Raw genomic sequence first — 12,482 nt, 5'->3', positions numbered from 1 at the left:
CCGGGCGGACCCGCCGTCGACCGCCCGGCGGCGGGCGCCGAGCCCCCGGGAACCCCGACCGACCGGTCGCCGACGCCCGGCGCACGGCCCAGACTGACAGGGGCGCCGTCCGCGAACCTCCCTCCCGGCGGCCGCGCGGCGGATCGGCCGACAGGACAGCGTGGAGAGGTGAGCGATGAGCACGGTGGTGGAGTCGATCGACGTGGACGTGCCCGTCCGCGTCGTCTACGACCAGTGGGCGACCTTCGGGGACTTCCCGAAGTTCATGGACGGCGTGGAGGAGGTCAGGCAGCTGGACGACCGCCGTGCCCACTGGCGGACCAGGATCGCCGGGCTGTCCCGGGAGTTCGAGACCGAGGTCGTCGAGCGGGTGCCCGATGAGCGGGTCGCCTGGCGCACCACCGGCGAGAGCGTGAAGCACACCGGCACGGTCGACTTCGAGCCGCTCGGCGCAGCCCGCACCCGGGTGAGGATGACCATGGTCTTCCAGCCCACCGGCCTGGCCGAGAAGGCCGCCGACAAGCTGGGCGTGCTCGGCGTCCAGGTACGCGGCGACCTGCGCCGCTTCAAGCACTTCATCGAGGACCGCGACGCGGGGGCCGGCCCCCGGCCGTCGCCCGAGGGCGGCTGACGACCGCGAATCGGCCAGGACCAGGCCTGCCCGCCCTCAGCCTGGGCGGCCTCCGCCGCCCGGTAGACATCGAGGGCGGCGACTCGGACGTGGAAGGGCCGCCGGAAGAAGCAGCCGACCGGCTCGCCGGACATCCGGCGGTCCGAACCCAGGATCATGACCCCGTCCGCGGCCCGAAACCTGCTCGTGTACGTGACCAGCCGAACGGGTGAATCTGTCGGCGGCTCTGCGCTGCGCGACCTCCTCACCCACCATGGCGTCCGCGACCGCATCGAACCCGGCCGGGAGCCGCGCTCGAACAGGCGCTCGCCGCCTGCGCACTGGGCTCCGCCGCCCTCCGCCCCGTGATCGACCAGCTGGAGGACACGCTGGACCGCGCCCGGGAGGTGCTCGAAGTGTCCCTGTTCGCCTCGGGATCGCCCGGAGGTAATCCACTTGAACACCGCATTCGAACAGCAGCATCATCGGACGCCACCCGCCCGTAACAACTCCGTCAACTCGGCTTGAGACAAGCCACCTTGCGCTTTCTCGTCGGCCGAATCCGGCGCTTCCGCACGCCCGCGCACCGCTCCGCGTCTGGAGGATACGCCGTCTGGCACGGCCCCGAGAGCGACCTGCGGCTCGGTGACGAGGGCCTGGCCGTGCGCATGGTCCCCTTCGACGAGGTACTCGACCTCAAGGTCCCGCCTTACATGCACCACTACCTGCCGCTGCTCACCGCGGCGAACGGCCAATCCACCGGGAGGACCTCGTGACCCACCTCGACCACACCGGCCGCGCGCCCGGGACGGACCCGCTGACGCTGGTCGTCGGCGTCCACCTCGTCCTGGCCGGCGACGGCGCGGTCCTGCTCGGCCGACGCCGCAACACCAGCTACGCCAACGGCCTCTGGCACCTCCCGGCCGGGCACATGGAGCGCGGCGAGCACGTCACCCGCTCCATGACCCGCGAAGCCGAGGAGGAACTCGGCATCACCATCGCCGAGGACGACCTCGAACTCGTCCACACGCTGCACCACCTCGACGCCGACGACGGGCGCAGCCGTCTCCAGCTCTTCTTCCGCCCCGCCCGCTACGGCGGGCAGGTGCGCAACGCGGAGCCGCACAAGTGCGAGGAACTGCGGTGGTGGCCGCTCGACCGGCTGCCGGCCGACATCGTGCCGTACACCGCGCACGCCCTCGCCGAGGTCACCCGCGGCAACCCGTTGTCCACCGTCGGCTGGCCGTCATGACCGCGCCGCCCTCCCCGACGACGCCGACCGGCTGCTGCGCGGCGCGGCCGGCCCCCCGACCGTCTGAAATCCTTGTTCGCTCAACCGTCTTGGAGGTAGCACTGTGGAAAGCCTTCGCCAGGCCGTGGCCGTGATCGCCCATGACCGGGGCCGGGGCCGGATCGCGACGATCCACTACGCCGCGAACCGTTGGAGCACGACCCCGGCGTGGACGATCCCTGGCGGCAAGGTCGAGGTCGGCGAGCGCCTGGACGAGGCCGCCGCCCGTGAACTGCGGGAAGAGACCGGGTTGATCGTCGACCCGGAAGGCCTGCGGCTCGTGCACACGGTCCAGGTCCGTACCGGCTGGGACGGCAAGGGCCCGTTCCTGCTGTCGGTGTTCCTCGCCACCGCCTGGCGCGGCGAGCTGACGAACACTGAGCCGGACAAGCACCTCACCGTCACCTGGTCCCCGGCCGACACGTTGCCGCTGCCGATGTTCCCGACCTCCCACGCCGCCCTCACCCTGTACCTGTCCGGGGGGCGCGGCTTCTCCGCCCACGGCTGGGACGGCAAGCCCTTCGACCCGCGGACCCTGGTCGGCGGGTGAGAGCAGGGGGGCCGACACCGTCGGCCTCCCGACGGGTCCGCGCCGGGGCGTGTCCGGGGCAGGGCCGCCGCACTAAGGTATGAGCCCGTGACAGCGACGAGCGGGGCAGTCGTCGGGGGCCGGTACCGCCTCCACGACCTCATCGGGCAAGGCGGCATGGGCCGCGTGTGGCGGGGGCGGGACGAGACCCTCGGTCGGGATGTCGCCGTGAAGGAGGTGCTCCTGCCGGAGGGCGTCGCCGACGACCACCGCGAGCAACTCCTGCAGCGCACGCTGCGCGAGGCGCTCGCCGCCGCGCGGCTCAACCATCCGGGCATCATCACCGTCCACGACGTGGTCGAGCACGAGGGCGCGCCCGTGATCGTCATGGAGTACGTGACCGGGGCCTCCCTCGCCTCGCTGCTCGACCGGGAGGGAGCCCTGCCGGTCCGGCGGGTGGCCGAGATCGGCGCCGCGATGCTCAAGGCGCTGCAGCAGGCGCACGCGGCGGGGATCGTCCACCGCGATCTCAAGCCGGACAACGTCCTGTTGATGGACGAGCGGGTCATCCTCACCGACTTCGGCATCGCGCACATGGCTGACGCGACCACCGCGCTCACCCGCACCGGCGCCGTCATCGGCACCCCCGCCTACATGGCCCCCGAGCAGCTGGAGGGCAGGCCGCCGACCTCCGCCAACGACCTGTGGTCACTCGGTGCGACGCTCTACGCCGCGGTGGAGGGCGAGGCGCCGTTCCACGCGGAGTCGTTCACGGCGCTCTGCATCGCCGTCGTCACCCAGCCCCCGCGCCCGACCCGGCGGGCCGGTGCGCTCGCGCCGGTGCTCGCGGGGCTGCTCACCAAGGACCCGGCGCAGCGGCTGACGGCCGAACAGGCGCTCGCGGCGCTGGAGTCGGTGGCCCGGGGCGAGGTGGCTCCGCTCGTCGCCCCGCCGACGCAGGTCGACACGTCCGGGTCGGGCGGGTTCGGGTCGGGCGGGTTCGGTCCGCCCCCGGTCTACCCGGCACCCGTCCCTCCGGTGCCGGTGACGCCCACGGCACCGCTGCGGTCGGTACTCGGTCCGCACCCGCAGCCGCACCCGCACCCGGTACCGACGGCCGAGGGCGCCCGGGTGCCGCACCAGCAGCCCCCGCCCTACCCGCCGGCGGTGGCGCCGACCGCCGACGGCACCGACGGCACCGACGGCACCGGTGGCACCGACGGCACGCCCGGGACCAGCCCAGCCGTCGTCCGGTTGCTGCGCTTCATCGGCAGCATGGCGCTGCTCTGGGCCGTCGGCCTGGCGCTGCCGTGGAACGACCTGTCCTACCTGCCGCCCTCCTACTATTCGCGCGTGATCGCCGCCACGGCCGTGATCTCGCTCGTGCACGCGCTGCCCCGGCCGCGTCTCCACCCGGGGCTGGTGTGGGCCCTCTTCCTGATCTTCGACGTGGCGCTGTTCTACGCCGTCATGTACGTCGACTCCATCGGGTGGATGGGCCTGCACGGCTACAGCCCGATGCCGGGCCCGATCGTCGTGAACGCGCTGATCGTCTCCACCGGCGTCTGGCTCCTCTGGTGGAAGATCCCCGGCGCCCGCCACCCCGCGTGACGCGGCGGCGGCATGCCCGCCCGGGACGCGGCTGACGGGCCGTGCACATCGGACGGCCCGTCAGTCCGCAGCCCGTCAGGGCGCCGGGTGCCGGTCAGGGGGCCAGAGCGTCCGGGCGCCGCCAGCTCACCAGGCGGGCCCCGTCCGGCGGGGCGTCCACGAGGTCCTGCCCGAAGACCCGGTTGATCGAGCTGTCCCCGTTCAGCGAGATGTCGGCGCCGTAGACGTGCAGGGAGACCGCGCGGCCGGTGCCGCCGTTCGACACCCGGTGGATGTCCTCGTCCGGCGGCACCAGGAGCTGCACCCGGCCGGGCGAGCAGGTGGTCCGGCCGGCCGGCGCGAGCACCCGGCGGCCGGAGCGGCGGAGCCGCCACAGCCGGTACGCCTCGTCCACCTCGACGCCCTCCACCACACCCGACACGCACCAGGCGACGTGGTCGTGGATCGGGGTGGACTGCCCGGGCAGCCAGGTCAGGGCCACCACGGAGTGTGTCCGTCCGGCATGCAGCAGACGCTGCGCGTAGCCGTCGGTGTCGCCGGCGCACAGGTCGTCGGGAACGATCAGTCCGGCCCGCAGGTACTTGCGCAGGGTGTCGGCGGTGAGCTGGGCGGTCAGGACGTCCGCGGCGGCGTAGCGCGCGAGGTCGGAGAGGAACTCGTCGAGGTTGGAGCCCGGTGCCACGGTCTACCGCCCCGCCCCGGTGAGCGCGCGGACCTCGAACTCCTCGAAGCGGCGCGGGTCCGACTCCTCGTCGCGACGGCGGCGGCCGCCGGCCAGGGAGCCGAGGACCGCGGCCGCGAACCCGACCGGGATCGAGATGACGCCCGGATTCTGCAGCGGGATCGGCGCGGTGGTGGTGCAGGAGATCAGCGCCGTGGCGTTGCCGACCTGCTTGCCGGCCGCCGGCACCCCGCAGTCCTTCGCCTGGGCGGCCGTCAGTTTCACGGCGTGGACCGTACTGCTCGCGCCGCCCCAGCAGATCGGGGAGAGCAGCACCAGGCCGATCGCGCTGACCAGGCCCGCGTAGATGCCGCACTTGGCGCCGAAGGTGGTGAAGCGCCGCCAGAACAGGGTCAGCAGGATCGCCGGCAGGTTGGCCGAGGCCGCGATGGCGAAGGCCAGGGCCACCAGGAACGCCACGTTGAGGTCCCTGGCGAAGATCGACAGGGCGACCGCGACCGCGCCGATGACCACGGCGGCGACCTTCGCCGTGACCAGCTCCTGCCGCTCCGTGGCCCGGCCCTTGCGGATGACACTGGCGTACAGGTCATGGGCGAACGACGACGAGGAGGTCAGGGTGAGCCCGGCGACGACCGCCAGGATGGTGGCGAACGCGACCGCCGCGATGAAGGCGAGCATCAGGGAGCCGCCGGTGGTGCCCGCGCCGCCGCCGAGGTGCTCGGCCAGCAGGGTGGCGGCGGTGTTGCCGGAGGGGTCCTTCTCCTTGATCGTCGCCGTGCCGACCAGCGCGGCCGCGCCGAAGCCGAGCACCAGGGTCATCAGGTAGAACACCCCGATGATGCCGATCGACCAGTTCACCGACTTGCGTGCGTCACGCCCGGTCGGGACGGTGTAGAAGCGGACCAGCACGTGCGGCAGCGCCGCGGTGCCCAGCACCAGGGCGGTGCCGAGGCTGACCAGGTCGAGCTTCGACCAGCCGTCGGTCGCCCCGTACTTCAGGCCGGGCTGGAGGAAGGCGTCGCCCTTCTTGGACGCCGCCGCGGCGTCCCCGAGCAGGTGGCTGATGTTGAACCCGTACTTCGCCAGCACCCACACGGTCATCGTCGCCGCGCCGGCGATCAGCAGCACCGCCTTGACGATCTGCACCCAGGTGGTGCCCTTCATCCCGCCGACCACGACGTAGACGATCATCAGGGCGCCGACCCCGGCGATGGTCCAGATCTGCGCGGCGCTGCCCTTGACGTCGAGCAGCTGCCCCACGATCGTCGCCGCGCCGACCATCTGCGCGATCAGGTAGAAGATCGAGACCACGATGGTCGACACGCCCGCTGCGGTGCGCATCGGCCCGCTGCGCAGCCGCGCGGCCAGCACGTCGGCCATGGTGAACCGGCCGGTGTTGCGCAGCAGTTCGGCGACCAGCAGCAGCGCGACCAGCCAGGCGACCAGGAAGCCGATCGAGTAGAGGAAGCCGTCGTACCCGGAGAGCGCGATGATCCCGGCGATGCCGAGGAAGGAGGCCGCGGACAGGTAGTCGCCCGAGATCGCGATGCCGTTCTGCAGCGCGGAGAACTCGCCGCCGCCGGTGTAGAAGCCGCCGGTGCCCCGGGTGCTCCGCCGCGCCCAGAGGGTGATGACGAGGGTCACCGCCACCAGGGCGACGAACAGGCCGATCGTCAGGGCCTTGTTCGATGCCGACTGCGCCGTCGTCGCGGCGAGCGGAAGGTGCTGTGTCATGCCTGGTTCTCCGTCGGTTCCTGGTCGCCGCCGTGGCCGGCCGGGGCCGGGGCTGTCGGGTGGGACACCGCCACGCTCCGCAGGGCCGCGGCCAGCGGGTCCAGCCGCCGGGCGGCGAACCGGCCGTAGGCCAGGGCGATGCCGAAGGTCGAGACGAACTGCAGCAGTCCGAAGACCAGGGCCACGTTGACGTTCCCGACGACCTTCGTCGCCATGAGGTCGCGGGCATAGGCCGAGCAGAGCACGTACGCCAGGAACCAGAGCAGGAAGGCCGCCGTCACCGGGAACACGAACGTGCGGTAGGCGGCGCGCAGTTCGGTGAATCGCGGATCGTCGCCGATCCAGGGCGCGTCGCGGCCCGACGACACGGTGGGGTCCATCATGGGAATCCTTCTGAGCGGTGCGGAACTTGCCGATGGCCCGACCGTAGAAGTGCGCGGTAGACAAGCGATCAACGAGCGACCGGCGGCGGCAACCGGCGATCCGCGACCGGCAACCGGCAACGGCCCGGCCCACCGGGGCGGACGCGGCGAGTGCCGCCTCCGCCCCGGTGGCCGTCGGCCGACGGGTCAGCCGGCGAGTTCCTCGCGCAGGCGGCGGGCGGCGGCGACCAGGCTGTCCAGGGACGCGCGGGTCTCCGGCCAGCCGCGGGTCTTCAGGCCGCAGTCGGGGTTGACCCACAGCCGCTCGGCCGGGATGGCGGCGAGGCCGGCCCGCAGGAGGGTGAGCGCCTCGTCGGTGCTCGGGACGCGCGGGGAGTGGATGTCCCAGACGCCGGGGCCGACCTCGCGCGGGTAGCCGGCCTCGGCGAGCTCTCCGGCGACCTCCATGTGCGAGCGGGTGGCCTCCAGGGAGATGACGTCCGCGTCGAGGTCGTCGATCGCCGTCATGATGGCGCCGAACTCGGCGTAGCACATGTGGGTGTGGACCTGGGTGTCGGCGCGGACGCCGGAGGTGGCGAGGCGGAAGGACTCGGTGGCCCAGTCGAGGTACGCCGGGCGGTCAGCGGCCCGCAGCGGGAGGGTTTCGCGCAGGGCCGGCTCGTCGACCTGGACGACGGCGGCGCCCGCGGCCTCCAGGTCGGTGACCTCGTCGCGCAGGGCGAGGGCGACCTGGCGGGCGGTGTCGGCGAGCGGCTGGTCGTCGCGGACGAAGGACCAGGCGAGCATGGTGACCGGGCCGGTGAGCATGCCCTTGACCGGGCGGGCGGTCAGGCCCTGCGCGTAGCGGAACCAGTCGACGGTCATCGGGCGCGGGCGGGAGATGTCCCCCGCGAGGACCGGGGGCCGCACGTAGCGGGTGCCGTAGGACTGCACCCAGCCGTGCCGGGTGGCCAGGTAGCCGGTGAGCTGCTCGGCGAAGTACTGGACCATGTCGTTGCGTTCGGGCTCGCCGTGCACCAGGACGTCCAGTCCGGCCTTCTCCTGGTAGGCGATGACCTCGCGGACCTCGGCCGCCATCCGCTCGCGGTACGCGCCCGCGTCGATCCGACCGGCCGCCAAGTCGGCGCGGGCGACGCGCAGTTCGGTGGTCTGCGGGAAGGATCCGATGGTGGTGGTCGGCAGCAGCGGCAGGCCGAGCCGGGCGCGTTGGGCCGCCGCCCGGACGGGGTAGGGCTGGGCGCGGCGGGTGTCGGCCCCGGTGACGGCGGCGACCCGGGCCCGGACCGCCGGGTCGCGGGTGATCGGGGAGGTGGCCCGGGAGGCCAGGTCGGCGCGGTTCGCGGCGAGTTCGGCGGTGATCGCACCGGCGCCCTCCCGCAGACCGCGGGCCAGCAGGGCGACCTCGGCGGCCTTCTGCCGGGCGAAGGCCAGCCATCGGGCGATCTGCGGGTCGATGTCGCGTTCGGCGGCGGCGTCGATCGGCACGTGCAGCAGGGAGCAGGACGGCGCGACGTCCACGCTGTCGGCGAGGCCGAGCAGGGTCGCCAGGGTGGCCAGCGACTTCTCCAGGTCGTTGATCCAGATGTTGCGGCCGTCCACGACTCCCGCGACCAGCCGCTTGCCGGGCAGGCCGCCGGCGGCGGCGAGGTCGTTCAGGTTGGCGGCGGCCGGGCCGGTGAAGTCCAGCGCCAGGCCCTCGACCGGGGCCTTGGCGAGCACCGGCAGGGCGTCGCCGAGGCAGTCGAAGTAGCTCGCGACCAGCAGCTTGGGCCGGTCGGCGAGGCCGCCCAGCTCGCGGTAGGTGCGGGCGGCGGCGTTGAGTTCGGCCGGGGCGCGGTCCTGGACGAGGGCGGGCTCGTCCAGTTGCACCCATTCGGCGCCCGCCGCCCGCAGGTGGGCGAGCAGTTCGGCGTAGACGGGCAGCAGCCGGTCCAGCAGGGTGATCGGCTGGAAGTCCTCGGCCACCCCGGGAGCGGGCTTGGCGAGCAGCAGGTAGGTCACCGGACCGACCAGCACCGGCCTGGCGGCGTGACCGAGGACGAGGGCCTCGCGCAGCTCGGCGACCGCCTTGGCCGGGTTCGCGGCGAAGACCGTGTCGGGGCCCAACTCCGGTACGAGATAGTGGTAGTTGGTGTCGAACCACTTGGTCATCTCCAGCGGCGCCACCTCCTGGGTGCCGCGTGCCATGGCGAAGTAGCCGTCCAGGGGATCGGTGTCGACCGCGGACCGGTGTCGGGCGGGGATCGCGCCGACGGCGACCGTCGTGTCCAGCACGTGGTCGTAGAGGGAGAAGTCTCCGGTCGGGACTTCCCCAACCCCGGCCTCGGCGAGCTGGGCCCAGCTCTCCCGGCGCAGGTCGGCGGCGGTGTTCAGCAGCGCCTCGGCGGTGACCGCGCCCTTCCAGTACCCCTCGATCGCCTTCTTCAGTTCCCGGTTGCGACCCTGCCGGGGGTAGCCGTACGCGGTGGCTGCGGTGGTGGTTGCGGCGCCGGTGGTGGTGGCGGTGGTGGCGACTGCGGTGGTGCTGGTGGTGGTCGCTGCGGACTTCGCTGTCAAGGGACTCTCCTTCGCGAGCCTGATTCCTCTGGTCCCCGATGACGGGACGAAGGCGCGAAGGGGTGACGAACCGGACGGGCGCCCGCACGTGGGCGCGGCTCCGTCTGGTAGGTACGCCGACCCGCCCTCGAGGTCACCGGATCTCCGCGCGCGATCGGTCGCGCGCGGGCAGTGGCAGGTCTTCGGACTCGCGGGCACAGCCGCCCTGCTTCCAGGGCGGACACCTACTGGCCGTCGCTTCCCAGACCCGTCCCGGGCCCAGTGCGTATGACGGCGGTCGTTCCCACTCACCGCTGCGGGGCAGTCCCGGATTCCCACCGGGTTCCCTCTTGCGACGCGCCTGCCTGGCGGACAGGGCGAACCAGCTGCACGGCCAGCTTAGGCGCAGGACCGCGGGAGCTGAACAGGGATTCGCTCAAATCGTCCGGATACTGGGACGGCGTCGACGCGAGGAGCGGCCGGAGGACCGGGCTTCCCCATCGCGGGAGTCGGAACATGACGGCTCGTCACGGCGGGACCCACCGACACCCACCGGCGTCGCGACCCGGCTCCGCCGGTGCGGAGCAGCCCGCCTCCGCCGGTGCGGAGCAACCCGCCTCATCCTCCGGACAATTGATGGGCAAAGCCCGGTAAAGGCTGCGAACGGCACCTTGAGGTTGTCGAACACCCGTCAGTAACCTCATGGCGGTACCGAAGCGGCCGGGCCCGACCGTGAACGGTACGGGCCTCCGACATGCCCATGCATGTCATGGCCACACCACCCTGCTCACCCGGGGTGCGTGCCCCACCTCCCGTACAGCGCAAGCACCATGCCGGTCCACGGCCATCCGCCGTGGCCGGCGAGCACCTGCACGCGATCCGTCAGCACGGGCCCGAGCCCGTCCCGGCGAGCACCCCAACTGCCGGCACCGGCCGCGCCCTCACCCCCACGGAGGGTCGACTCTTGCGCTTCCACTCCCCCAGCGGTGCGCGCCCTGCCCGGGCGCGCAGACTGCTCGCCGCCCTGCCCGCCTTCGCGCTGGCCGCCACCGGCCTGCTCGCGGCCACCGCCCCCGGCGCCGCCGCCGTCCCCGGCGGGACCGCCGGCACCGGCCCCACCACCGGTGTCACCACCAAGCACGTCTGCGCCGCCCCGACCCACCCCGGCGAAATGGCCTGCCTCGCGCTCGCCCGCACCGACCTCGTCCAGCACCTCGCCCTGGCCCCGGACATCAACCCTTCCGGCCTGGGCCCCAGCGACCTCGCCTCCGCCTACAACCTCCCGACCTCGGCCGGCGCCGGCGCCACCGTCGCCATCGTCGACGCCCAGGACGACCCCAACGCGGAGTCCGACCTCGCCACCTACCGCTCCCAGTACGGCCTGCCCGCCTGCACCACCGCCAACGGCTGCTTCAGGAAGGTCGACCAGCGCGGCGGCACCAGCTACCCGACCGCCGACAGCGGCTGGGCCGGCGAGATCTCGCTCGACGTCGACATGGTCAGCGCCGTCTGCCCCAACTGCCACATCCTGCTGGTCGAGTCCGACGACGCCAACATGAGCAACCTCGGCGCCGCCGTCAACACCGCCGTCTCGATGGGCGCCAAGTACGTCTCCAACAGCTACGGCGGCGGCGAGGACTCCACCGACCCGAGCTCCGACACCAGCTACTTCAACCACCCCGGCGTCGCCATCACCGTCTCCTCCGGTGACTCCGGCTACGGCGTCGAGTACCCGGCCGCCTCCCAGTACGTGACCGCCGTCGGCGGCACCAGCCTCAACCGCGCCTCCACCGCCCGCGGTTGGACCGAGAAGGTCTGGGGCAGCAGCTCCGGCGGCAACGGCGCCGGCTCCGGCTGCTCCGCCTACGACGCCAAGCCGAGCTGGCAGCACGACACCGGCTGCGGCAAGCGCACCGTCGCCGACGTCTCCGCCGTCGCCGACCCGGCCACCGGCGTCGCCGTCTACCAGACCTACGGCGGCTCGGGCTGGAACGTCTACGGCGGCACCAGCGCCTCCTCCCCGATCATCGCCTCCGTCTACGCCCTGGCGGGCACCCCGGCCGCCGGCACCGCCCCGGCCTCCTACCCGTACGCGCACACCGGCTCCCTGTACGACGTCACCAGCGGCGCCAACGGCAGCTGCTCCCCGTCCTACCTGTGCACCGCCGCCGCCGGCTACGACGGCCCGACCGGCCTCGGCACCCCCAACGGCACCGCCGCCTTCACCAACGGCAGCACCGGCGGCAACACCGTCACCGTGACCAACCCGGGCAGCCAGAGCACCGCCCAGGGCTCCGCCGTCAGCCTGCAGATCCACGCCACCGACTCGGCCTCCGGCCAGTCCCTCGGCTACGGCGCCACCGGCCTGCCCGCCGGCCTGAGCGTCGACGCCGCCACCGGCCTGATCACCGGCACCGCGAACACCGCCGGCACCTTCACCGTGACCGTCACCGCCACCGACGGCACCGGCGCCAGCGGCTCCACCACCTTCGGCTGGACCGTCACCGGCGCCGGCGGCGGCTGCACCCCCGCCCAGCTCCTCGGCAACCCCGGCTTCGAGACCGGCAGCGCCACCCCGTGGACGGCCAGCGCCGGCGTGATCGACAACTCCGGCAGTGAGCCCGCCCACGGCGGCAGCTGGAAGTCCTGGCTCGACGGCTACGGCTCCGCCCACACCGACACGCTCGCCCAGACCCTGGCCGTACCGGCCGGCTGCAAGGCCGCCCTCAGCTTCTACCTGCACATCGACACCGCGGAGTCGGGCAGCACCGCGTACGACAAGCTGACCGTCTCGGTCAATGGCACCACGCTGAAGACCTACTCCAACGTGGACGCCGCGGCCGGCTACCAGCAGCGCACCTTCGACCTCTCCGCCTACGCCGGCCAGAACGTCACCGTGAAGTTCACCGGCACCGAGGACAGCTCCCTCCAGACGAGCTTCGTCATCGACGACACGGCCCTCACCGTGTCCTGACCATCTCCTGACCATACGATCCGTGGGGGGGGGGGGGGCCGGGGGGCCCCCCCCCCCCCCCCCACCCCCCCCGCCCCCCCCGGCCCCCCCCCCGGGGGGGGGGGCGGCGCGGCCGGGCGGCGCGGGGCGGCGC

10 protein-coding genes and 1 riboswitch are annotated in these 12,482 nt (G+C 73.2%); of the genes, 6 read left to right on the top strand and 4 right to left on the bottom strand.

Annotated elements, in window-relative coordinates; all coding sequences use genetic code 11:
• The first annotated feature begins 175 nt into the window (after nucleotides 1-175).
• The 5 genes from ACZ51D_RS19905 (at nucleotide 176) to ACZ51D_RS19885 (ending at nucleotide 4,041) form a co-directional block, all read left to right on the top strand.
• On the top strand, nucleotides 176-631 hold the full coding sequence (locus ACZ51D_RS19905; protein WP_465622524.1) for an SRPBCC family protein: 456 nt from the start codon (nucleotides 176-178) through the stop codon (nucleotides 629-631).
• Nucleotides 632-1,149: 518 nt separating this feature from the next.
• A complete protein-coding gene (locus ACZ51D_RS19900) occupies nucleotides 1,150-1,386 on the top strand; it encodes a hypothetical protein (RefSeq protein WP_465622525.1) in 237 nt (78 codons plus the stop codon).
• Nucleotides 1,383-1,862: an NUDIX hydrolase gene (locus ACZ51D_RS19895; RefSeq protein ID WP_465622526.1), complete on the top strand. Its 480-nt coding sequence runs from the start codon at nucleotides 1,383-1,385 to the stop codon at nucleotides 1,860-1,862. The genes ACZ51D_RS19900 and ACZ51D_RS19895 overlap by 4 nt, the downstream gene beginning before the upstream one ends.
• A 103-nt stretch (nucleotides 1,863-1,965) precedes the next feature.
• Entirely contained in the window at nucleotides 1,966-2,451 is a 486-nt protein-coding gene (locus ACZ51D_RS19890) for an NUDIX domain-containing protein (RefSeq protein WP_465622528.1), read from the top strand.
• Between the two features lie 87 nt (nucleotides 2,452-2,538).
• Nucleotides 2,539-4,041, top strand: coding sequence for a serine/threonine-protein kinase (locus ACZ51D_RS19885; RefSeq protein ID WP_465663081.1), 1,503 nt, complete (start codon nucleotides 2,539-2,541; stop codon nucleotides 4,039-4,041).
• Between the two features lie 94 nt (nucleotides 4,042-4,135).
• Here the strand turns inward: ACZ51D_RS19885 and ACZ51D_RS19880 are convergent, their stop codons facing one another.
• From ACZ51D_RS19880 to metE, 4 genes are all read right to left on the bottom strand, one after another.
• Nucleotides 4,136-4,723, bottom strand: coding sequence for a cysteine dioxygenase family protein (locus ACZ51D_RS19880; RefSeq protein ID WP_465622531.1), 588 nt, complete (start codon nucleotides 4,721-4,723; stop codon nucleotides 4,136-4,138).
• Between the two features lie 3 nt (nucleotides 4,724-4,726).
• Nucleotides 4,727-6,457: a solute symporter family protein gene (locus ACZ51D_RS19875; protein ID WP_465663079.1), complete on the bottom strand. Its 1,731-nt coding sequence runs from the start codon at nucleotides 6,455-6,457 to the stop codon at nucleotides 4,727-4,729.
• Entirely contained in the window at nucleotides 6,454-6,840 is a 387-nt protein-coding gene (locus ACZ51D_RS19870; RefSeq protein WP_465622533.1) for a DUF485 domain-containing protein, read from the bottom strand. The genes ACZ51D_RS19875 and ACZ51D_RS19870 overlap by 4 nt, the downstream gene beginning before the upstream one ends.
• 186 nt (nucleotides 6,841-7,026) lie before the next feature.
• Nucleotides 7,027-9,396 carry a 5-methyltetrahydropteroyltriglutamate--homocysteine S-methyltransferase gene (gene metE / locus ACZ51D_RS19865; RefSeq protein ID WP_465663077.1) on the bottom strand — a complete coding sequence of 790 codons (2,370 nt, stop codon included), beginning with the start codon at nucleotides 9,394-9,396 and terminating at the stop codon, nucleotides 7,027-7,029.
• Nucleotides 9,397-9,552: 156 nt separating this feature from the next.
• Nucleotides 9,553-9,778, bottom strand: a riboswitch (cobalamin riboswitch).
• A gap of 561 nt (nucleotides 9,779-10,339) precedes the next feature.
• Between metE and ACZ51D_RS19860 the strand changes: the two genes are divergently transcribed.
• Nucleotides 10,340-12,349 carry a putative Ig domain-containing protein gene (locus tag ACZ51D_RS19860; protein WP_465622591.1) on the top strand — a complete coding sequence of 670 codons (2,010 nt, stop codon included), beginning with the start codon at nucleotides 10,340-10,342 and terminating at the stop codon, nucleotides 12,347-12,349.
• The last annotated feature ends 133 nt before the right edge of the window (nucleotides 12,350-12,482 follow it).

The organism is Kitasatospora sp. NPDC033851 (assembly GCF_055576085.1).
The sequence above is the reverse complement of the archived record's forward strand: the minus strand, read 5'-3'. Positions and strand labels throughout refer to the sequence as shown.